Annotated in this window: 21 protein-coding genes; 12 read left to right on the top strand and 9 right to left on the bottom strand. The window is 67.5% G+C overall.

What is annotated here, in order from left to right:
- Positions 1-20: 20 nt before the first annotated feature.
- From ACO07K_RS20220 to ACO07K_RS20210, 3 genes are read left to right on the top strand one after another with little or no spacing between them, the layout of a single operon-like run.
- Entirely contained in the window at positions 21-299 is a 279-nt protein-coding gene (locus ACO07K_RS20220; protein WP_422030978.1) for a FeoA family protein, read from the top strand.
- Complete coding sequence (feoB, locus tag ACO07K_RS20215; RefSeq protein ID WP_422030976.1) at positions 296-2176, top strand: ferrous iron transport protein B; 1881 nt, start codon at positions 296-298, stop codon at positions 2174-2176. The genes ACO07K_RS20220 and feoB overlap by 4 nt, the downstream gene beginning before the upstream one ends.
- A 2-nt stretch (positions 2177-2178) precedes the next feature.
- A complete protein-coding gene (locus ACO07K_RS20210; protein ID WP_422030974.1) occupies positions 2179-3468 on the top strand; it encodes a PepSY-associated TM helix domain-containing protein in 1290 nt (429 codons plus the stop codon).
- An 18-nt stretch (positions 3469-3486) separates the two neighbouring features.
- Here the strand turns inward: ACO07K_RS20210 and ACO07K_RS20205 are convergent, their stop codons facing one another.
- The 3 genes from ACO07K_RS20205 to ACO07K_RS20195 all read right to left on the bottom strand — a co-directional run bounded on the left by ACO07K_RS20205 (position 3487) and on the right by ACO07K_RS20195 (position 6348).
- Positions 3487-3849, bottom strand: a complete 363-nt coding sequence (locus tag ACO07K_RS20205) for a DMT family protein (RefSeq protein WP_298314484.1) — start codon at positions 3847-3849, stop codon at positions 3487-3489.
- Positions 3850-3857: 8 nt separating this feature from the next.
- Positions 3858-4823, bottom strand: a complete 966-nt coding sequence (locus ACO07K_RS20200) for a Bug family tripartite tricarboxylate transporter substrate binding protein (RefSeq protein ID WP_422030972.1) — start codon at positions 4821-4823, stop codon at positions 3858-3860.
- Positions 4824-4914: 91 nt separating this feature from the next.
- Positions 4915-6348 (bottom strand): amidase, encoded by a 1434-nt coding sequence (locus ACO07K_RS20195; RefSeq protein WP_422030970.1) that lies wholly within the window; start codon positions 6346-6348, stop codon positions 4915-4917.
- A gap of 43 nt (positions 6349-6391) precedes the next feature.
- Here ACO07K_RS20195 and ACO07K_RS20190 point away from each other — a divergent pair, with 43 nt between their 5' ends.
- The 5 genes from ACO07K_RS20190 to ACO07K_RS20170 all read left to right on the top strand — a co-directional run bounded on the left by ACO07K_RS20190 (position 6392) and on the right by ACO07K_RS20170 (position 9933).
- On the top strand, positions 6392-7219 hold the full coding sequence (locus tag ACO07K_RS20190; RefSeq protein WP_422030968.1) for a phytanoyl-CoA dioxygenase family protein: 828 nt from the start codon (positions 6392-6394) through the stop codon (positions 7217-7219).
- 30 nt (positions 7220-7249) lie between these two features.
- Entirely contained in the window at positions 7250-8083 is an 834-nt protein-coding gene (locus ACO07K_RS20185; RefSeq protein ID WP_422030966.1) for an ABC transporter substrate-binding protein, read from the top strand.
- A 115-nt stretch (positions 8084-8198) separates the two neighbouring features.
- Positions 8199-8936, top strand: coding sequence for a TSUP family transporter (locus ACO07K_RS20180; RefSeq protein ID WP_422030964.1), 738 nt, complete (start codon positions 8199-8201; stop codon positions 8934-8936).
- Positions 8933-9133 carry a hypothetical protein gene (locus tag ACO07K_RS20175; RefSeq protein WP_298314475.1) on the top strand — a complete coding sequence of 67 codons (201 nt, stop codon included), beginning with the start codon at positions 8933-8935 and terminating at the stop codon, positions 9131-9133. Before ACO07K_RS20180 ends, ACO07K_RS20175 begins: the two co-directional genes overlap by 4 nt.
- The gene (locus ACO07K_RS20170; protein ID WP_422030962.1) at positions 9130-9933 is read left to right on the top strand and encodes a crotonase/enoyl-CoA hydratase family protein; all 804 of its coding nucleotides are present in this window, start codon (positions 9130-9132) and stop codon (positions 9931-9933) included. Before ACO07K_RS20175 ends, ACO07K_RS20170 begins: the two co-directional genes overlap by 4 nt.
- 164 nt (positions 9934-10097) lie before the next feature.
- Here ACO07K_RS20170 and ACO07K_RS20165 read toward each other — a convergent pair whose 3' ends face one another.
- Entirely contained in the window at positions 10098-10910 is an 813-nt protein-coding gene (locus tag ACO07K_RS20165; RefSeq protein WP_422030960.1) for an enoyl-CoA hydratase-related protein, read from the bottom strand.
- A 17-nt stretch (positions 10911-10927) separates the two neighbouring features.
- Here ACO07K_RS20165 and ACO07K_RS20160 point away from each other — a divergent pair, with 17 nt between their 5' ends.
- Positions 10928-11950: an alpha/beta fold hydrolase gene (locus ACO07K_RS20160; RefSeq protein ID WP_422030958.1), complete on the top strand. Its 1023-nt coding sequence runs from the start codon at positions 10928-10930 to the stop codon at positions 11948-11950.
- Between the two features lies 1 nt (position 11951).
- Here the strand turns inward: ACO07K_RS20160 and ACO07K_RS20155 are convergent, their stop codons facing one another.
- On the bottom strand, positions 11952-12443 hold the full coding sequence (locus ACO07K_RS20155) for a GFA family protein (RefSeq protein ID WP_422030956.1): 492 nt from the start codon (positions 12441-12443) through the stop codon (positions 11952-11954).
- 56 nt (positions 12444-12499) lie between these two features.
- Between ACO07K_RS20155 and ACO07K_RS20150 the strand changes: the two genes are divergently transcribed.
- Positions 12500-13288: an SDR family NAD(P)-dependent oxidoreductase gene (locus tag ACO07K_RS20150; protein ID WP_298313261.1), complete on the top strand. Its 789-nt coding sequence runs from the start codon at positions 12500-12502 to the stop codon at positions 13286-13288.
- Positions 13285-13668: a lysozyme inhibitor LprI family protein gene (locus tag ACO07K_RS20145; RefSeq protein WP_422036685.1), complete on the top strand. Its 384-nt coding sequence runs from the start codon at positions 13285-13287 to the stop codon at positions 13666-13668. The genes ACO07K_RS20150 and ACO07K_RS20145 overlap by 4 nt, the downstream gene beginning before the upstream one ends.
- Here the strand turns inward: ACO07K_RS20145 and ACO07K_RS20140 are convergent.
- From ACO07K_RS20140 to ACO07K_RS20130, 3 genes are read right to left on the bottom strand one after another with little or no spacing between them, the layout of a single operon-like run.
- Entirely contained in the window at positions 13658-14527 is an 870-nt protein-coding gene (locus tag ACO07K_RS20140) for a DMT family transporter (protein WP_422030954.1), read from the bottom strand. The two genes, ACO07K_RS20145 and ACO07K_RS20140, sit on opposite strands and share 11 nt — an antisense overlap.
- Before the next feature lie 17 nt (positions 14528-14544).
- Complete coding sequence (locus tag ACO07K_RS20135) at positions 14545-15618, bottom strand: LLM class flavin-dependent oxidoreductase (protein ID WP_422030952.1); 1074 nt, start codon at positions 15616-15618, stop codon at positions 14545-14547.
- Positions 15619-15635: 17 nt separating this feature from the next.
- Positions 15636-16613: a Bug family tripartite tricarboxylate transporter substrate binding protein gene (locus tag ACO07K_RS20130; protein ID WP_422030950.1), complete on the bottom strand. Its 978-nt coding sequence runs from the start codon at positions 16611-16613 to the stop codon at positions 15636-15638.
- Between the two features lie 293 nt (positions 16614-16906).
- Between ACO07K_RS20130 and ACO07K_RS20125 the strand changes: the two genes are divergently transcribed.
- On the top strand, positions 16907-18742 hold the full coding sequence (locus tag ACO07K_RS20125; RefSeq protein WP_422030948.1) for a DEAD/DEAH box helicase: 1836 nt from the start codon (positions 16907-16909) through the stop codon (positions 18740-18742).
- Here ACO07K_RS20125 and ACO07K_RS20120 read toward each other — a convergent pair whose 3' ends face one another.
- A complete protein-coding gene (locus ACO07K_RS20120; RefSeq protein WP_422030946.1) occupies positions 18743-19672 on the bottom strand; it encodes a 3-hydroxyacyl-CoA dehydrogenase family protein in 930 nt (309 codons plus the stop codon).
- Positions 19673-19689 lie beyond the last annotated feature (17 nt).

The raw sequence follows: 19689 nt of genomic DNA, 5'->3' as shown, positions 1-19689 counted from the left end.
GCTACTACGACTTACTCTCAATGAGCAGCGAACCAACAATAGCACTTGGCACCGCCCCCGTGGGTTTTCGTGGGCGCATACATGCCATCGCCGCGGGGCGTGTCGCCGCAGGCATGCCCGCGCCCGAACTCGAGCGTCGCCTGATCGAGCTGGGCTTCGTCGAAGGCGCGGACGTGGAAATCCTGCACCAGGGCCTGTTCGGCGGCGATCCCATCGCCGTGCGTGTCGCCCACACCACCATCGGCCTGCGCCGCCGCGAGGCGATGGCCATCCTCGTGAGCGTCGGAGCCGAACCGTGAGCGTCACCGCACCCACCGCCGCTCCGGTCGTCGCCCTGGTCGGCAATCCCAATTGCGGCAAGACGGCGCTGTTCAACGCGCTGACGGGAAGCCGGCAGAAGGTCGCCAACTATCCCGGTGTCACCGTCGAGAAGAAGGTCGGTCCGCTGACGACGCCCGCGGGTCGCACGGTGCGCATCGTCGACCTGCCCGGCACCTATTCGCTGCGCGCGCGCTCTCCGGACGAGGAAGTGACGCGCGACGTCGTGCTGGGGCGCACCCAGAGCGACGTGATCCCGGACCTGATCGTCTGTGTGGCCGACGCTTCCAACCTGCGCCTGGCGCTTCGCCTCGTGCTGGAACTGAAGCAGGTCGGCCGGCCGGTCATGCTGTCGCTCAACATGATGGACATCGCGCGCAAGCGCGGCATCGAGATCGACACCGAGAAGCTGGGCCGCGAGCTGGGCCTGCCCGTCGTGAGTTCGGTCGCGGTGCGGCGCGGCGGCACCGACGCGCTGCTGGCCGAAATCGACCACCGCCTCGCCGCCGCAGAACGCGCGACCGGCACGCTCTGGACCACGCCCGACGCCGCCGACCTGCGCCGTGCTCAGAAGGAGGCGGATCGCATCCTGGCCGCGGTGGTGAAGGGGCAGGGCAAGCCCGACAGCCTGACGGCACGCCTCGATGCGGTGCTGCTGCACCCGGTGGCGGGGCTGGTCGTGCTGCTGGCCATTCTGTTCGTGATGTTCCAGGCCGTGTTCGCCTGGGCCGAACCCGGCATGGACGCGATCGAGGCCGGCTTCCACTTTCTGGGCGACCTCGTCGCCGGGCTGCCGCTGCCCGACCTGTTCAAGAGCTTCCTGAAGGACGGGCTGATCGGCGGCGTCGGCAGCGTGATCGTGTTCCTGCCGCAGATCGTGATCCTGTTCTTCTTCATCCTCGTCCTCGAGGATCTGGGCTACATGGCGCGCGCGGCTTTCCTGATGGATCGCATCATGGGTGGCGCCGGCCTGCACGGGCGCGCCTTCATTCCGCTCCTGTCGTCGTTCGCCTGCGCCATTCCCGGCATCATGTCGACGCGCGTGATCGACGACCGGCGGGACCGCCTCACCACCATCCTGGTGGCGCCCCTGATGACCTGCTCGGCGCGCATCCCGGTCTATACGCTGATCATTGGCGCGTTCATTCCCGACCGCGAGGTCTGGGGCTTCGTCGGCCTGCAGGGGCTGGTGATGTTCGGCCTCTACACGGTGGGCATCGCCAGCGCGCTCGCCGTATCGTTCGTGGTCAAGCGGCTCATCTGGCGCGGCAAGTCCGGCGAGCCGTTCATGCTCGAACTGCCGGACTACAAGATTCCGCAGGCGAAGAGCATCGCCATCGGCCTGTGGACCCGCGCCACGATCTTTCTGAAGCGGGCCGGCACCATCATCCTGTCGATGATGATCCTGATCTGGGTGCTGGCCTCGTTCCCGCAGCCGCCGGAGGGCGCGAGCGAGCCCGCCATCAATTACAGTCTGGCTGCCAAGATCGGTACCGCGATCCAGCCGCTGACCGAGCCGCTGGGATTCAACTGGCAGATCAACGTGGCGCTGATCCCGGGCATGGCGGCGCGTGAGGTCGCGGTCGGTTCGCTCGGCACGATCTATGCGATCAGCGGCGGCGAGGAAGCCACCGACAAGATCGCCTCGGCCCTCAGCTCGCAATGGAGCCTCGCCACGGCGCTGGCCTTCCTCGCCTGGTACGTGTTCGCGCCGCAATGCGCGTCGACCCTGGCGGTGATCCGGCGCGAGACCGGCGGCTGGCGGTGGCTGTGGGTGACGTTCTTCTACATGCTGGCGTTGGCGTACGGGGCGGCCTTCCTCACCTATCGCATCGCCGTGGCTTTCGGCGGAGGGTGACCATGGCTCAGAGGCCGAAGCCGCAGCGGCGCACGTTCCGCTACTGGCTGCAGCAGATCCATCTCTGGATCGGTCTCATCCTGCTGCTGCCGCTGGTGATGATGGGCATCACCGGCGCGGTGCTGGTCTACGCACACGACATCGAGCACCTGCTGGGGCAGGGCGAGCCGCCCGTGACGACGGAAGGCGAGTGGCAGTCGGCGGGGCGGCTGATCGAGGCCGCCAAGGCGGCCAACAACGAGCCGGGGCGCGTGCCCATCGCGGTCCGCTGGCCGGTCGAGGCGGGCGAGCCGGCCGCCGTGCGCCTGTCGCGCCCGGGCATGGCCGGCGAGCGACCGCAATTCCGCGGCGGCCAGCAGGCCGGCGCGGGCAACGCACAGCCGGGCCAGCCCGCGCAGGGCCGCGTCCCGACGCAGAGTCCGTTTGCCGGCAGCCTGCAGATCCTGATCGATCCGGTCTCGCTGCAGGTTCTCGAGACGCAGCAGGCCATGACGGGCTGGGTACGCTTCTTCCACGACCTGCACGGCCACATCTTCATCCCCGGCGGCGTGGGCCGCGAGATCGTGGGATGGCTGGGCGTGGCCATGCTCGTGCTGGGCTGCTCCGGCCTCTATCTCTGGTGGCCCAGGCCCGGCCAGTGGAAGCAGGCCTTCATCGTCCGCCGCAAGGCCAAGGGCCTGCGCCTGAACCGCGAGCTGCACGGCGCCGTCGGCATCTGGTCTCTGGTGATCTTCATGCTGGTGAATTTCACCGGCGTGTATCTCGCCTTCCCGCAGCAGATCTCGGCCGCGGTCAATCTCGTGTCACCCGGCCGCGACATGCGCGCTGCGATGTTCCAGGCCCGAGTCGAGCCGATGCGCGGCACGCCGGCCATGGCGGTCGACGAGGCGATCGAGCTCGCGAAGGCCCGGGTGCCCGGCACGCGCTTCCTGAACGCCTTCCTGCCGACCCGCCCCGACCAGGCGTTGCGCGTCGGTCTGGTGCGGCCCGGTCACCAGGAGGGCGCGCCCATCGTCACGGTGATCGTCGATCCCTATCGCAGGACCGTGGTCGACGTGTTCGATCCGCAGACCATGTCGGCCGGTGAGAAGGTCATCGCCTGGCAGCGCGCGCTGCACTACGGCATCGGGCTTGGGGGCGGCTACAAGTTCCTGGTCTTCGTGTCCGGCGTCATCATCCCGATCTTCGCCGTCACCGGCTTCCTGATGTGGTGGATCAAGCGGCGCAACCGCCGCGCCGGGGAGAGGGCGAGGCAGGCCATCCTGAGCGGTGCCGGCCAGGCCGCCGAATAGTCCGCCGTCCGGCGGGCCTCACCAGGACGGCAGCGGCCCCTTGAAGATGAAGAAGGCGCCGCCGCAGATCATCGCGAAGCCCACGAGATGGTTCGAGGTGATGCGTTCGCCGAGATAGAGGACCGAGAAGGCGGCGAACACGGTGAGCGTGATCACCTCCTGCATGGTCTTGAGTTCGGCCGCGGAGTAGATCGCGTGACCGTACCGGTTGGCCGGAACGGCGAAGCAATATTCGACGAAGGCGATGCCCCAGCTCGCCACCACCACCAGCCACAGCGGCTTGTCGGTGAACTTCAGGTGCCCGTACCAGGCGAACGTCATGAAGACGTTGGACACCAGCAGCAGGACGATCGGAATGATGGCAGGCGGCAAGAGGGACATCGGTCTGACTACTCCGGTTTGATCTGCAGCTTCTTGATGAGCGGGACGACCGTCCGATCCTCCGCCTCGAACATCGCCGCGGTTTCCTGTGGCGTCGTCGGGTAGGCCACGGCCGTGAGCTCGGCGAAGCGCGCGACGACGGCCGGATCCTTCAGCACCTTGACCATCGCCTCGTTGATCTTCGCGACCACGTCGGGCGGCATCTTGGCCGGGCCGAACAGGCCGGTGAAGGTCGCGAAGGTGAAGTCCTCGAGACCCTTCACGCCGCTTTCCTTCATGGTCGGTACGTCGGGAAGCTGCGGCACGCGCTTGTCGGACGAGACGGCGATGGCGCGCAGCTTGCCCGCCTTGATGTTGCCGATGGCGGCGTTGAGCTGGTCGACCTGGGCCGGCACCTGGCCCGCCATCACGTCGATCATGGCGGCGCCCGATCCCTTGTAATGGACGGACGTGTACTTGGTGCCCGTGGCCTCGGCGATCAGCTCGACCGCGAGATGGTTGGTGGTGCCGAGGCCGGAGTCGGCCACCGCGAACTTGCCGTCCTTCCCGAGGGCGATGAAGTCGGCCATCGTCTTGATCGGCGAGTTCGCCGGCACGACGAGCACGGCCGGCACGCGCTGGATATGGGTGATGGGCGTGAAGGCCGTACGCCAGTCGTAGGGTGCGTTGCCGTAGATGGCCGGGACAGCGACCAGCGAATTGGCCGAGACCAGCAGGCTGGTCCCGTCCGGGGCGGAGCGGGCCACGACGTCGCTGCCGATCATGCCGCTGGCGCCGGCCTTGTTCTCGACGATGACGCTGACCCCCAGCACTTCGCGCAGCTTGTCGGCGATGATGCGGGCGGTGACGTCGATGTTTCCGCCCGGCGCATAGGGCGCCATGATCTTGATGGGCTTGTCGAAAGCCTGGGCAAAGGCTGTTGCCGGCCCGAGGGCGAGCCCGAAAAGAGCCGTCAGAACTGCAATCAGACGCATGGAATCCTCCCATTCATGTTTGGGAGGACCCTAGAAGAAGCCCCATGGCCGCGCAAAGGCCTGCTCCCTGCGCGGCCCGCGTGGCGGCTCGTCAGAGGGCCGGCGGCCGATGCTGCGCCCACGGCCGCGCGGCTTCGAGCAGGGCGCCCATCCGCAGCACATCGGTTTCCGCGCCCCACTTGCCCACGACCTGCACCGAGGTCGGCAGCCCGTCGGCGCCGAAGCCCGACGGATAGGCGCAGGCGGGGTGGCCAGTCAGGTTGAACGGGTACTGGTAGGAGGTCCAGCCCTGCCGGGTGATGCCGCACTTCACGCCGTCGATCACGACCTCGTCGTTGGCCGCGTCGTGCGTCACGTCGAGCGCGGTGCGCGCGTTGGTCGGCATCACCAGGAAGTCGTAGCGCTCGAACAGCGACTGGATCTTGCGGAACAGTGTGGTGCGCGCGAACTGCGCGTTGCGGAAGTCGGCCAGGGTGAACTTGGCGCCGCGCTCCATGAAGGCGAGGGTCACCGGGTCCATCTGGTTCTGCCATTTCGGCAGGTACTGCGCGCAGAATACGGCGAAATTCGCCTGGTAGAGCACCCGGCCTTCGTACTCGATCCAGTCGATCTTCTCGGTGACCTCCTCGACCTCGGCGCCCATCGCCTCCCACGCCGCGAGCGCGGCACGCGTGTTGGTCCGCACGTCGGCGGCGACGCGGGGATTGGCGGTGAGTTCGATGTAGCCGATGCGGACGGCGGCCAGGTCGGCGCCCGCCAGCTTCGGCGACAGCGGCTTTTGCGACGGACCGTTCAGGGTCCAGGGATCCTTGTCGCTGGGACCGACCAGCACCGAATGCATGATCGCGGCATCGGTGACGGAGCGTGCCAATGGGCCGGCATAGATGTTGTTGCCATAGGCATCGCGCGTCGTGTCGTAGGGCACGGCGCCCAGGGTCGGCTTGAGCCCGACCAGGCCGGAACAGGAAGCGGGGCCGCGCACCGAGCCCGCGCCGTCGGTGCCGAGCGACAGGGGGCCAACCCCCGCCGCCACCGCCGCCGCGCCGCCGCCGCTCGAACCGCCCGGCGTACGTTCGAGGTTCCACGGGTTGCGCGTCACGCCGAACGGGCCGTCGGTCAGGCCCTTGACGCCGAACTCGGGCGTGGTGGCCTTGGCGAAGATGACGGCGCCCGAATTGCGCAGGCGCTGCACCAGCAGATCGTCTGCGGCCGCCGGGCCGTTGCCCTCGAAGATCGCCGAACCGTGGCGGGTCGGCACGCCCTCGACATCGACCAGATCCTTCACGCTGATCGGCACGCCGTGCAGCGGGCCCAGAACTTCACCGCGTGTGATGGCCTCCTCGGCCTTCTTCGCGTCGCGCCTGGCCTGCTCGACCATGATTTCGCGGAAGCAGTTGATCCTGGGGTTGGCGCGCTCGGCAGCTTTCAGGACGGCGTCGAGATAGTCGACGGGCGAAAGCTTCTTGGTGCGGATGAGGGCGGCGGCCTGAACGGCCGGGGTGAAGAGAAGATCTGTGTCGGTCATGGCGCGCACCATATCGGCCTCCAATTTGCTTGGGAATGTTTCGATGCCGAAGTCGCTGACCATTGACGAAATGAACCGTTATGAACGCGACGGCTTCGTCTTCCCGCTGCGCGTCCTGAAGGCGGAGCAGGCACGAGCCTATCGCGCCCGCCTCGAAGCCTCTGAACAGGCTGTCGGCGGCGCCTTCGTCGGCATCTATACCCAGAAGCCGCATCTGTTGTTTACCTGGCTTGATGAACTGGTCCGCGAGCCGGCGATCCTCGACGTCGTGGAAGACTTGATCGGGCCCGACCTGCTGCTGTGGTCGACCGAGTTCTTCATCAAGAATCCCGGCGATGGCCGCTTCGTCACCTGGCACCAGGACGACACCTATTGGCACATCGAGCCAACCACGCAGGCCACCGCCTGGATCGCACTCGACGACGTGCCCCTGGCGAGTGGCCCGGTGCGCTACCTCCCGGGCAGCCATTGCGACGCGCGGCTGCCCATCGTTAACCAGCCAAGCCCGGACAACATGCTCATCAGCGGGCAGATTGCGCAGAACGTCGATTCCGCCCGCACGATCGATGCCGTTCTCGCCGCCGGCGAAATGGCGATCCACCACACCGGCACGTTGCACGAGTCGGCGCCGAACCGATGGACCGATCGGCGGATCGGGATCGCCGCCCGCTTCGTTCCCACCAGCGTCCGCTCCCTGAAAGGCCGCGAATCGGCGCTTCTGGTACGCGGTACGGATCGGCACGGCCATTTCGACCACGAGGCCCGCCCTGCGGCCGACCTTGATGCCGCCGCCCGGGCCGCACATGCCGAGGCGGTCGAGAAGCGGCTGCGCAACATGCACGGGGATGCGGCACGCGCTTTGCAGTCCTGACGTCATCACCGTCCCGCAGGAGCGCCTCACATGATCTTCAATCGACTGGGAGTCGGCCCTCTGGCGGCCCTTGCGGCGTCGCTCTGGGCAGCCGCACCTGTCAGCGCGCAGGACTGCAAGGTCAAGGTCGCCGACTCATTGCTGGTGAAGCCCGGCACTCTGGTGATGTCGATCAATCCCACCCTGCCGCCCGTCCAGTGGGTGGATGAAAAGGGGCAGTTGCGCGGCCTCCATGTCGAACTGGGTGAAGCGATCGCCCGCAAGCTTTGCCTCAAGGCTGAACACGTGCGTGTCGAGTTCTCGGTCATGGTACCGGGCGTGCAGAGTGGCCGCTGGGACATGATCAACACCGGCATGTTCTTCACCGAGGATCGCGCCAAGATCATGCAGCTCGTGCGTTACGGCTACGACGGCATCAGCATCTCCGCTCAGGCCGGCAATCCGCTCAAGATCGCCAAGCCGGAAGACCTCGCCGGTCGCTCGGTCAGCGTCGAGCTCGGGGGCGCCCCCGAGCGACGTGCGCGCGAATTGTCCAAGACGCTGGAGGAGAAGGGCCTCAAGCCGGTCACGATTCGCACCTTCGAGAATTTCGCGGCGGCCTATCAGGCGCTGCGGGCAGGCCAGGTCGAAGCCGCCGTCAGCGTCGACGCGGTTGCGCGCCTGTACGGAGAGAAGGGAGATTTCGCCGAGGCGATCACGGGCCTCTACCCGACCGTCATCGCCTTCGGGCTGTCCAAGAAGCAGCTGGCCGAATATGTCGCCGGTGCGTTGCAGGAGCTGAAGGCCGAGGGCACCTACCAGAAGATGTTCACCGCCTACGGCCGCAAGCTCTACGAGGAGCCTTTCGACGTCAAAGGTCCCTGAGATTCTGCCTGGGACCGCCAGCGAGCTGCTGGCGATGTGAAACCGCGGCGAGCGCCAATCTCGACACGTCCGCGGCGGTGCGCTACGCCCGCACCCGATGTTCTCGCTCCCCGTAATGGCGGCACTCGCGGTCGTGGCCGTCGTGACCTCGTTCGTCTCCGGCATCTTCGGCATGGCGGGCGGGATGCTGCTGATCGGCTTCCTGCTGGTCCTGCTGCCGGTGCCGGTCGCGATGGTGTTCCACGGCGTCATCCAGATCGCGGCCAACGGCTGGCGGGCCTGGCTGTGGCGTCATCACGTGAACTGGAGCGTCGTGTTGAAGTTCGGCGCCGGAGCCGGCTCGTCGCTGATCGTCTTCTCCTTCTTCGATTTCGTGCCCGACAAGGCGCTGGTGCTGATGGCCGTCGGGCTGACGCCGTTCATCGCGCTCGCCGTGCCGCAGCGCATCGCGCCCAACATCGAGCGCGGCTGGCAAGCCTTCCTGGCCGGTGCGATCGGCGGCGCCATCCAGCTCGTCTCGGGCGTGACCGGCCCGCTGCTCGACATCTTCTATGTCCGCACCGGCATGACGCGGCAGGTCAACGTCGCGACCAAGGCCGCGGCCCAGGTGCTGGGCCACTTGACCAAGGTCCTCTACTTCGCGCTGGTGATCGAGGGCCCGGCCGGCCGCGACCTCGAACAGTGGCTGGTCATGGGTTACGCGGCGGTCTTCGCGGTGATCGGCACCACCCTGTCGCGCAGCTTCCTCGACCGCATGTCGGACAAGCAGTTCTATCACTGGACGCGCCGGGTGATCCTGGCGCTCGGCACGGTGTACATAGGGCAGGGACTCTGGCTGATGGTGACGCGATGAGCGACGTGAAGGATCAGGTCCGGGCCTTGCTCGACCGGCTGCCGGACGATTGCACGTTTGCCGACGTGCAGCGTGCTCTCGCGGTCATGGTGTGGCCCAAGCGCGACGACGGCAGCCTCGAGCCGCCCAAGCGCCTGGACCCGGAAGAAGTGAAGCGCCGCCTGCGCGAATGGATGAAATCGGAGGGTGAGAAATGAAGGACCGCGTCTCGATCGACCTCAAGGACGGCGTGGCCGACGTCCGACTGATCCGCGCCGACAAGATGAATGCGCTCGATCCGGCGATGTTCGAAGGCATCATCGAGGCGGGCGCGAAGCTCGCCAGCATGCCCGGCCTGCGCTGCGTCGTCCTGTCGGGCGAGGGCAAGGCCTTCTGCGCCGGCCTCGACATGGGTAGCTTCGCCGCGATGAAGGCCGAAGGCGACGCGGTGCCGGGCGTCCGCGACCTCACGAAGCGCACCCACGGCATCGCCAACCGGCCGCAGCAATGCGCCTGGCTGTGGCGCGAGCTGCCGGTGCCGGTGATCGCCGCCGTCCATGGCGTGGCGTTCGGCGGCGGCTTCCAGATCGCGCTGGGGCCGGACATCCGCTACGCCACCGCCGATGCGCGCTTCTCGGTGATGGAGATCAAGTGGGGCCTGGTGCCCGACCTCGCCGGCACGCAGCTGATGCGCCATCTGGCGCGCGAGGATGTCGTGCGCGAGCTCACCTATACCGGCCGCATCTTCAACGGCGTCGAGGCCCGCGAGATGGGTTTCGTGACGAAGGTGGTCGACGACCCGCGCGCCGCGGCGCTCGAGACGGCGCGCGAGATCGCCGCCAAGAGCCCCGACGCGATCCGCGCCAACAAGCGTCTCCTCAACGCGGCCGTCGCGACCGATGCGGCGTCCGGGCTGATGATGGAGTCGGTCGAACAGCAGAAGCTGATCGGCTCGCCCAACCAGCTCGAAGCCATCATGTCCAACCTGCAGAAGCGCGCCGCGAACTACAGGGATTGATCGAGCGGTTTCACCCACACTACCTCATCCTGAGGAGGTGCGCGCAGCGCGCCGTCTCGAAGGATGGGCAACAGGCGTGGTGCTCGTGCCCACCCTTCGAGACGCGCTCCTGCGGCGCGCTCCTCAGGGTGAGGTGCTGTTGGTGATGGTGGGGTGGGTAACCACTACCGCCCCTTGAACACCGGCTTGCGCTTCTCGACGAAGGACGCCACCGCCTCCTTGTGATCGGCGGTCCGCGACGACTGGACCAGGCGCTCGGCCTCGCGATAGTGCGCGTCCGCGTAATTGATGTGCAGTGCCTCGTCGAGATTGTCCTTCATGTGGCGCAGCGCGACTCGCGGTCCCTCGGCCAGCGACTTGGCGAAGGCGAAGGCCTCGTCCTGCAATTTGGCATCGTCGACCACGCGGTTCACCAGGCCGATCTGCTCGCAGCGCTCGGCGCCGACCTTCTCGGAGGTGAACATCAGCTCGCGCGCCCGCATCGGGCCGACGGTGCGGGTCAGCAGCCAGGAGATGCCGTAGTCGCCCGAGAGGCCGATCTTGGCGTAGCCGGTGGTACAGAAGGCCGACTTCGCGGCGATGCGGATGTCGCAGGCCAGCGCGATGGCCAGGCCCGCGCCGGCCGCCGCGCCGGGCAGCGCGGCGATGGTGGGCTTGCGCACGGCGACCAGCGCGCCGGTGAGATGCGTCTGGCGCCAGCGCAGGTCGGCTAGCCGCTCCTCGTAGCTCATCTGGCCGCGCGGGCCGCGGCCGCCCATGCCCTTCACGTCGCCGCCGCTGCAGAAGGCGGTGCCGGCGCCGGTGATCAGCAGCGCACCGACGGCATCGTCGTCGCCGCGCGCCTTGATCTGGTTGCGCAGCGCCTCCGTGAGGTCGGGCGACATCGCATTGCGCGCCTCGGGGCGGTTCAGCGTGATCAGCGCGACGCCGTCGCGGACGCTGCACAAGAGTTCGGTTGTGCCGGTATCGATTTCCATGTGACCTTCTCCTTGCCATGACATTCCCGGTCACCGAACACACCGTCAAGACCGCCCGCCACACCACGGGCTATCTCGCCTGCGGAGCGAAAGACGCGCCGCTGCTGATCTTCGTCCATGGTTGGCCCGAGCTATCGCTGTCGTGGCGGCACCAGCTCCCGGTCTTCGCCGCCCTGGGCTTCCGCTGCATCGCGCCCGACATGCGCGGCTACGGCCGCTCGAGCACCTACAAGCGGCACGAGGATTTCGCGCAGGAAGAGATCGTGGCCGACATGGTCGAACTGCTGGCGTCGCTCGGTCGCGACAAGGCGGTGTGGATCGGCCACGACTGGGGCAGCCCCGTCGTCTGGAACATGGCGGCGCATCATCCCGACAAGGTGGTCGGCGTGGCCAGCCTGTGCGTGCCCTATCTGCCGACCGGATTCACGCTCGACACCGTCGTGCCGCTGGTCGATCGCGCGCTCTATCCCGAGGCGCAGTTCCCGGCCGGACAGTGGGACTATCAGTTCTTCTACGAAGAGGGCTTCGACAAGGCCTGTGCGGGCTTCGACGCCAATCCGCTCAACGTGGTGAAGGCGCTGTTCCGCAAGGGTGATCCGGCGAGGGTGGGCAAGCCGGCGCCGACCTCGATGGTGCGCCGCGCCGGCGGCTGGTTCGGCGGCGGCGCCTGTCCCGACGTGCCGCGCGATCCCGACGTGCTGACCGAGCAGGACATGGAAGCCTATACCGCGGCGCTGACGAAGAACGGCTTTTTCGGGCCGGACTCCTGGTACATGAACCACAGGGCCAACGGCGCCTATGCCAAGCGCGCTCCGAAAGACGGCAAGCTCGCGATGCCGGTCCTGTTCCTGCACGGCGCCTACGACACGACCTGCGAGACGATGACGTCGAAGCTCGCCGAGCCGATGCGCCGCAACTGCGTCGATCTCACGGAAGTCGTCGTGGAGTCCGGCCACTGGATGGCGCAGGAGAAGCCGGTCGCCGTGAATGCTGCGCTGGCCAAGTGGTTGGCGACGAAACTTCCCGCGTACTGGCCTTAGGTCACGACGCGCTCTTCGCCCTCAACGTCGCAAACCGGTCGAGGCTTTCCGGCGGCCAGAGTTGATTGCGATCGTAATACTCCTCGACCGCCGGCACGCCGGCGGGAAGCGCGACCCAGGGCTGCTTGCTCATGGTGAAGATGTGGATGTCGGGCGGCAGCCGGTCGGGCTCGTCGAGCGTTCCGACGCGCACGAAGCGGACGGTGGGTCCGGCGCCGGAATAGTTGCTCCACACCGCGATGCGGCACTGCGGGCAGCGCGCGATCTTCTGGCCTTTGCCGCTGAGGGTCGGCGTGTCGATTACCTGGACCTCGCCGCCCAGCCGCTCGACCCGCTCGGCCTCGATCATGGCGTTCATCGCAAACGCCGTCCCAGAATCGCGCTGGCACCAGCGGCAGTGACAGCAATGCACGAACAGCGGCTTCGATGTGAGCCGGTAACGCACATTGCGGCAGGTGCAGCCACCCTCGAACGTCTCTGTCTTGCTGGTCATCGCCTTCGTCTCCCGGCTAAGGTCCGCGCCTGAAATCATCTGGGTGGAGAGTAGACATGGCCGGACGGCTGCAAGGCAAGGTGGCGGTGGTGACGGGCGCGGCCCCGCGCGGCGAGGGCTTGGGCAACGGCATGGCGACGGCGCTGCTGTTTGCCAAGGAAGGCGCCAAGGTCGTGCTGGTCAACCGCAGTGCCGAGCGTGCCGAGGGACTGGCCAAACAGATCAAGGACGAGGGCGGCGAGGCGTCGGTCTTTGCGGCTGACGTAGCGCAGCTCGACGCGGCCGAGGCGATGGCCGACTTCGCCATGAAGACCTATGGCCGGCTCGACATCCTGCACAACAATGTCGGCATCGGCGGGCCTGGCACGCCCGAGACGGTGACGCTCGAGACCTGGAACAAGGTCCTCGAGGCCAATCTCACGACCACGATGCTGTGCACCAAGTCCTGCCTGCCGCGCATGAAGGAGGGCGGCGGCGGGTCGATCATCATGGTGTCGTCGATCGCCGGCGCTGTCGGCCTGATGGGCAGTGCCGGGGCGGTGGCCTATGCGACGGCCAAGGCGGGCCTGCACGGCTTCACGATGTCGGTCGCGGCCGACTATGCGACCCAGAACATCCGTGCCAATTGCATCATCGTGGGCTCGGTGCACACGCCGATGGTGGCGCATCTCGGCGCCGAGGCGCGCGACCGGCGCAAGAAGATGGTGCCGATGCAGGTCGAGGGCACGGCCTGGGACATCGCCCATGGCGCGGTCTATCTCGCCTCCGACGAATCGCGCTGGGTGACCGGCGTGATGCTGCCGATCGATGGCGGCCTCGTCGCACTGAGGGCGTGGCCGCGATGATCCGGCGCCTGGTCGCGCTTACGGCGGCGGTCGTTGCGATCCAGACGTGGACGGTCGCGGGCTTCGCGCAGAGCCAGATGGACATGAACCAGGAGGCGGGAACCGCCCTGAAGGACGCTGACCGGCAACTGAATGCCACCTACACGAAGCTGCGGACACGCCTCGGGCCCGAAAGCCGCGCGCGTCTGCAGGCGGCGGAAGAGGCGTGGATCCGTTTCCGTGACCGGGAGTGCGCCTTCATCGGCGCGCCGACCACGGGCGGCTCGATCCACGGCATGATCGTCGCCCAGTGCCAGGCACGCCTCACCCTGGTGCGCGTGAAGGACCTCGAGGCCCAGCTCAACTGCCAGGAAGGCGATCTGTCCTGCGTCAGGGAGTAGAGGCCGCACGCCTCTCGTGGTGCCAGGTGTAGAGGCCCGAGGCGACGATCACCGCGGCGCCGGCCAGGGTCCAGTGGTCGGGGACGTCGCCGAACACGATCACGCCCAGGATCGTGACGAAGACCAGCAGCGTGTAGCTGTAGGACTGCACCGCGCCGGCTTCGGCATAGTCGAGCGCCTTGATCAGCGAATAGTGCGCCAGCGCGCCCAGCAGGGCGATGGCCAGCAGCAGGGCCCAGCCTTTCGCGTCCGGCCAGATCCACTGCAAAGGCCCGACCAGGGTCGTGGCGCCGAACGCCACGAAGGCCGACCAGACGAGCGTGGTGTCGGGTGTGTCGGTGCGTGAGCAGAGGCGGACCAGGATCTGGTAGCCGCCCCACAGGATGGCGCCGGCTACGGGAATCAGCAGCGGCCAGTCGAGTTCGCGGAAGCCCGGGCGCACGATCAACAGCACGCCGACGAAGCCTGCGCCGACGGCCGCCCAGCGCGCCGGTCCGGCCCGTTCGCCGAGGAACAGCACGCCGAGCGCGATCACGATCAGCGGCGAGGTGGCGGCAACCGCATGGGTATCGGCGAGCGGCAAGTAGCGAAAGGCCAGCACGAATACCGCGCTCTCGATCACCGCCAGCAGGGCGCGGCTGAACTGCAGCCACGGCCGGCTGGAACGCGCGGCCGAGCGCAGGCCACGGCGGCGCACGACGGCCCAGGCGAACAGGCAGAAGATGGCGTAGCGCACCCACATCATCTGGCCGATCGAATAGTCGGCCACCATCCACTTGGAGATGGTGTCCATGCTGGCGAAGCCCAGCATGGCGAGCATGGTGAAGATCGCGCCGCGCGAATTGTTGCTGCGGCCCATTGTGGCCGCTTGCGGAGTCATTCGGCGGCGGCCACGCGCTGTGCCGGCGGGCGGAAGGCGGGGATCACGCGCTCGGCGAAGAGCTTCAGGCTGTGCATCGTCTTCTCGCGTCCATAATAGGGCGGGTAGTGCAGCAGCAGCGAGGTCATGCCGGTGCGCGCCTGCATCTCGCGCAGGCGTGCGATCACAGTCTCGGCCGATCCGTGCAGCAGGGTCGTGTTCAGCAACTCGTCGTAGCTGAGCTGGTTGCCCTTCTCGGACACCGAGCCGAGATATCCCGCGGTGCCGGTGCCGCCGAAATGTCCGATGTGGCGGACGATCGCCTCTTCGGTCTCGGCGCGCGCCTGCGCGTCGGTGTCGGCGATGTAGACCCAGCGCGCGATGTCGATCTGGCCCGCGGCGGGATTCCTGGCGCGCTCGGCCGAGGCCGTCGCCAGCTCGCGCTTGTAGAGGGCGGTCTGCGCCGCGAGCGTCTCGATGCCGGGCAGGGTCGACAGCATCAGGCCGAAGCCGTTGCGGCCGCAATAGCCGATCGAGCGGTCGGTGCCGCCCGCCATGTAGAGCGGCGGATGCGGCATCTGCACCGGCTGGGGCAGCATCTCGTAGGGTTCAGCGACGGTGCCGCTGAAATACTTGCCCTTGTGATCGTAGCGATGGCGATGGAAGGCGTCGAACATCAGGCCGACCGCCTCCTCGACCATGTCGCGGCGGCCCTCGAAATCCTTGCCAAGGCCCACGAACTCGTAGGGCCGATAGCCCGAGCCGATGCCCAGCATGACCCGGCCGTTCGACAGGATGTCGACGAAGTTGGCGTTCTCGACGACGCGGATCGGATCGTAGAGCGGCAGCGTGATCACGCCGGAGGCCAGCTTGATGCGGCTGGTCTTGGCGGCGAGATAGGCCATGTAGGCGAAGCAGTCCGGCATGATGCCGTAGCTGGTCGAGAAATGGTGCTCGGCGATCCAGGCCGTGTCGTAGCCCAACCGTTCCGCTTCGATGATCTCGTCCGTCGTCCGCGCATGAACGGCGCGATGCGGATAGGGCTCCTCCTGCGGATTGGCGTGCGAGGTGAAGAGGATGCCGAATTCCATGCCGTTCTCCTCCAGTTTCATTCCAGCTTGATGCCGGTATCCTTCACCACCTTCGCCCAGTTTTCGACCTCGCGCGCACGCCATGTATCGCTCTGCGCGGGCTTGTAGAGAACCGGCTCGGCGCCGAGTTCCTTGAGCCGGGCCGCCACCTCGGGAATCTTCGTCGTCTTGTCGATCTCGACATAGAGCCGCTCCAGTACTTCTGGCGGCGTGCCCTTGGCGGCGAGGAAGCCCTGCCAGCTTCCCGTCACGAAGTCCTTGATGCCGGCCGCCTCGATCACGGTCGGAAGATCCGGCGCCAGCGCGTTGCGCGTGGCGCTCGACACGGCGAGGCCGCGCAGCTTGCCGCTCTTCACGTGCGGCAGGGTGGCGATCATGCCGTTGAACAGCGCGTCGGCATGGCCGCCCGCGACCTGCTGGATCGCCTCGGCGCCGCCCTTCATCGGGATGAAGGTGATCTTGAGGCCGAGCGAGTGGGCAAAGAGGGCGCCGGCCAGATGCGGTGCGCTGCCCAGTCCTGCCGTCGCGTAGTTCAGCTTGTCGGGATTGGCCTTCGCGAACGCGATCAGCTCGGCCGCGGTCTTGTAGGGACGATCCGGCGCGGCGGCGAGCAGGTGCGGCGTGTAGGCCAGCACGGTGACGGCGTTGAAGTCCTTCGCGACGTCGAACGGCAGTTTCATCACGGAGGGCGAGATCGTGAGGTTGCCGAGATCGGTCAGCACCAGCGTGTATCCGTCGGGCGCCGATTTCGCGACCATGTCGACGGCGATGTTGCCGTTGGCGCCGGTGCGGTTCTCGACGACGACCGACTGGCCCAGGGCGGCCTGCAGGTGCGGCTGCATCAGGCGCGCGAGGATGTCGGAGGTGCCGCCCGGTGCGTACGGGATGAGAATCCGGATCGGCTTGGCGGGAAAGCTCTGGGCGCGGGCGCTGGTCCCGATCGACGGTGCGGCCATTGTGGCGGCTGCGACCGTGAAAAGCTGTCTGCGGCGCATCGTTCACTCCCTATGTGCTTGTTTTGAAGACAGTCTAGGGAGCGGCCTGCCGGAAAGCCAGTAATCCGCTTGACTCCGCTGCGCTGCAGCATCATATACGCGCCAGCTCGCAGGTAAGCGGGCTTCAAAGATTTCTCGCGATCGCGCGACGCGCCCCATTCCTTTGTGACGGCGCCTCATCCCGAGACAATCCCCCAAGACAAGAGCCGTCCCAGCCGCGCGCGGGAACGGGCCTAACGCCGCCACAGATGCGCGTGCCAGGATGGCACGCCGGCGGCAAGTAAGGATTTTCAGTGAGTGAAGTTACGTTTGCGAGCCTCGGTCTGGCCGAGCCGCTGCTGCGTGCATTGAACGCCGCGAACTATACCGTGCCGACGCCGATCCAGGCGCGCACGATTCCCGCCCTGTTGCAGGGCCGTGACGTGCTGGGCATCGCCCAGACCGGCACCGGCAAGACGGCTGCGTTCGCGCTGCCCGTGCTGCAGCTACTTTCCGAGTCGAAGGAGCGCGCCCAGCCCAAGAGCCCGCGCGCCCTCGTGCTGGCGCCGACCCGCGAACTCGCGGTCCAGATCGCCCGCAGCTTCGACACCTACGGTCGCGGCCTCGGCCTGCGCCTCTGCACCGTCGTCGGCGGCCTGGGCTACGGTCGCCAGATCGAGACCCTGTCGCGCGGCGTCGATATCCTGATCGCGACGCCCGGCCGTCTGCTCGACCTCGTCGAGCGTGGCAACGTGAAGCTCGGACAGGTCAGCTTCTTCGTCCTCGACGAAGCCGATCGCATGTTCGACATGGGCTTCATCCGTGACGTCCGTCGCATCGCGGCCTCGGTCTCGAAGAACCGGCAGACGCTGCTGTTCTCGGCGACGATGCCGAACGACATCGCCAAGCTCTCTGCGGAGATCCTGAAGAACCCCGAGAAGGTCGAGATCGCGCCGCAGGGCCGCACCGTCGAGAAGATCGACCAGCGCGTCTATTTCGTGAACGCCGGCCTCAAGCGCACCCTGCTCAACCATCTCCTGACCGACGAGAGCCTCGAGCGGGTCATCATCTTCACGCGCACCAAGCGCGGCGCCAACCGCGTCGCCGAGGCGCTGGAAGACCGCGGCGTGCGCTCCGAGGCGATCCACGGCAACAAGTCGCAGAACGCCCGGCAGAAGGCGCTCGACAATTTCAGCCGCGGCAAGGCCCGCGTCCTGGTCGCGACCGATCTCGCCTCGCGCGGCATCGACGTGCAGGGCGTGACCCACGTCATCAACTTCGAGCTGCCGGCCGATGCCGAGAGCTATGTCCATCGCATCGGCCGCACCGCGCGCGCCGGCGCCTCGGGCATCGCGATCTCGTTCTGCGACGGCAGCGAGCGCGGCCAGCTCAAGGGCATCGAGCGGCTGACCAACCAGCGGATCCCGGTCGTTCCGACGCCGGCCAACGAAGACATGCCGCAGTTGCCGCCGCCCAAGGCGCGCGCCGAGGGCGACGATCGTGATGATCGCGACGAGCGTCCCCGCGAGGGCCGTGGTGGTCCGCGTGGCGCCGGTCGTCCGGGTGGCGGTGGCCGTCCTGGCGGCGGCGGTCGTCCTGGCGGTCATCGCTCGTTCGGCGACCGTGCCAACCACGATCGTTCGCGCGGCGACCGTCCGCCGGCGCACGCCGAAAGCCAGTTCCGCGGTGGCGACTTCCGCGATGCCCCGCAGGGCGATCGTCCGCAAGGTGATCGTCCGCAGGGCGACCGTCCCTACGGCGACCGTCCGCGCAATCCGCGCCCGCAGGGTGATCGCCCGTTCGGTGACCGCCCCCGTGGAGACCGTCCGCAAGGCGATCGTCCGCAGGGCGACCGCTTCGATCGCGCGCAAGGCGATCGTCCCCAGGCTGATCGTCCCCATGGCGATCGTCCGCACGGTGATCGCCCGCAGGGTGACCGCCCCCGGTCGTTCGGCGATCGTCCGAACCACAATGGTGGCGGCGGCCAGTATGCGCCGCGTCCGCACGGCGACCGTCCCCACGGCGACCGCCCGCAAGGCGATCGCCCGGCCGGCGATCGTCCGCAGGGTCCGCGTCCCCAGTGGAAGGGCCGGCGCTTCGGCGGTGGAGGCGGCGGCGGCGGTGGCCGCGGTCGAGGCCGCGCTGCCTAACTAGAGAATTCCTTCCTCGCGGAAGATTTCCAGACATTTAGAAAGAGCGCGCTCATATCGGGCGCGCTCTTTCGCTATCGAGGCATCGTCCCAGTCGAAGAAGCCACCCTTGGTCTTGAAGCCGATGCGGCCCTGGTCGACGTTGCGCTGCAGGACCGGCGGGGGGCCGTCGGCGTTGCTGAGATCGGGCCAGATGATCTTGGCGACGGCGCAGGTCGTGTCCCAGCCGGAATGCTCTTTCTGGGTGATCGGACCGGCGGCGGCATAGCGGAAGCCGAATGAGAGACGCACGGTGGCGTCGATGTCCTCCGGCGAGGCGACACCCTCTTCGATCAGCCACAGCGCCTCGCGCATCAGCGCGCCCTGGATGCGGTTGCCCAGGAAGCCGATCACATCCTTCTTCACCTGCACGGGCCGCTTGCCCAGCGCGCTCATGATCGCGCCGACCTTCTCGGCCAGCACCACGTCGGTGTGGACGGAGCGCACGACCTCGACCAGCGGGATCAGGTGCGCGGGCATGAAGAAGTGCAGTCCCATCATGCGGTCCTGGCTCGCCAGCCCCTTGCCGATCTCGCTGATCGGGAAGCTCGACGAGTTCGAGGTGAGCGGCACACCCGGACGGGAGAGCTTCTCCATGTCGGCGAAGATCTTCTGCTTCAGCGCCAGGTCCTCGGTCACCGTCTCGACGGCGATGTCGATCTTCGACCAGGGCGCCTCCTCGAGCGTCGCATAGGTCGCGAGGCCCGAGACATCGTCCGGCTTACCCATCGCCTGGAGCGCGCGGGATGTCGCCGCAGGCAGCCCGTCGCGGGTCGAGGCGGAGCGCGACACGACGTCCACCTTCCAGCCGCCGCCCAGGAACATGGCGATGATTCCGACGCCCATCGTGCCTCCTCCCAGCACAAGGGCGTGTCGTTCGCTTTGCGGCATTCCTCTTCCTCCCGTAT

Source organism: Reyranella sp., assembly GCF_965228225.1.
Lineage (GTDB): Bacteria > Pseudomonadota > Alphaproteobacteria > Reyranellales > Reyranellaceae > Reyranella.
The sequence above is the reverse complement of the archived record's forward strand: the minus strand, read 5'-3'. Positions and strand labels throughout refer to the sequence as shown.

What these genes read in the sequence shown, in the direction of transcription:
- ACO07K_RS20140 (WP_422030954.1), bottom strand. Translation starts at nt 14,527, where the DNA reads ATGGGCCGCAGCAACAATTCGCGCGGCGCGATCTTCACCATGCTCGCC.
- ACO07K_RS20155 (WP_422030956.1), bottom strand. Translation starts at nt 12,443, where the DNA reads ATGACCAGCAAGACAGAGACGTTCGAGGGTGGCTGCACCTGCCGCAAT.
- ACO07K_RS20145 (WP_422036685.1), top strand. Translation starts at nt 13,285, where the DNA reads ATGATCCGGCGCCTGGTCGCGCTTACGGCGGCGGTCGTTGCGATCCAG.
- ACO07K_RS20150 (WP_298313261.1), top strand. Translation starts at nt 12,500, where the DNA reads ATGGCCGGACGGCTGCAAGGCAAGGTGGCGGTGGTGACGGGCGCGGCC.
- ACO07K_RS20220 (WP_422030978.1), top strand. Translation starts at nt 21, where the DNA reads ATGAGCAGCGAACCAACAATAGCACTTGGCACCGCCCCCGTGGGTTTT.
- ACO07K_RS20120 (WP_422030946.1), bottom strand. Translation starts at nt 19,672, where the DNA reads ATGCCGCAAAGCGAACGACACGCCCTTGTGCTGGGAGGAGGCACGATG.
- ACO07K_RS20205 (WP_298314484.1), bottom strand. Translation starts at nt 3,849, where the DNA reads ATGTCCCTCTTGCCGCCTGCCATCATTCCGATCGTCCTGCTGCTGGTG.
- ACO07K_RS20165 (WP_422030960.1), bottom strand. Translation starts at nt 10,910, where the DNA reads ATGGAAATCGATACCGGCACAACCGAACTCTTGTGCAGCGTCCGCGAC.
- ACO07K_RS20210 (WP_422030974.1), top strand. Translation starts at nt 2,179, where the DNA reads ATGGCTCAGAGGCCGAAGCCGCAGCGGCGCACGTTCCGCTACTGGCTG.
- ACO07K_RS20175 (WP_298314475.1), top strand. Translation starts at nt 8,933, where the DNA reads ATGAGCGACGTGAAGGATCAGGTCCGGGCCTTGCTCGACCGGCTGCCG.
- ACO07K_RS20180 (WP_422030964.1), top strand. Translation starts at nt 8,199, where the DNA reads ATGGCGGCACTCGCGGTCGTGGCCGTCGTGACCTCGTTCGTCTCCGGC.
- ACO07K_RS20195 (WP_422030970.1), bottom strand. Translation starts at nt 6,348, where the DNA reads ATGACCGACACAGATCTTCTCTTCACCCCGGCCGTTCAGGCCGCCGCC.
- ACO07K_RS20160 (WP_422030958.1), top strand. Translation starts at nt 10,928, where the DNA reads ATGACATTCCCGGTCACCGAACACACCGTCAAGACCGCCCGCCACACC.
- ACO07K_RS20200 (WP_422030972.1), bottom strand. Translation starts at nt 4,823, where the DNA reads ATGCGTCTGATTGCAGTTCTGACGGCTCTTTTCGGGCTCGCCCTCGGG.
- ACO07K_RS20185 (WP_422030966.1), top strand. Translation starts at nt 7,250, where the DNA reads ATGATCTTCAATCGACTGGGAGTCGGCCCTCTGGCGGCCCTTGCGGCG.
- ACO07K_RS20135 (WP_422030952.1), bottom strand. Translation starts at nt 15,618, where the DNA reads ATGGAATTCGGCATCCTCTTCACCTCGCACGCCAATCCGCAGGAGGAG.
- ACO07K_RS20170 (WP_422030962.1), top strand. Translation starts at nt 9,130, where the DNA reads ATGAAGGACCGCGTCTCGATCGACCTCAAGGACGGCGTGGCCGACGTC.
- ACO07K_RS20190 (WP_422030968.1), top strand. Translation starts at nt 6,392, where the DNA reads ATGCCGAAGTCGCTGACCATTGACGAAATGAACCGTTATGAACGCGAC.
- ACO07K_RS20130 (WP_422030950.1), bottom strand. Translation starts at nt 16,613, where the DNA reads ATGCGCCGCAGACAGCTTTTCACGGTCGCAGCCGCCACAATGGCCGCA.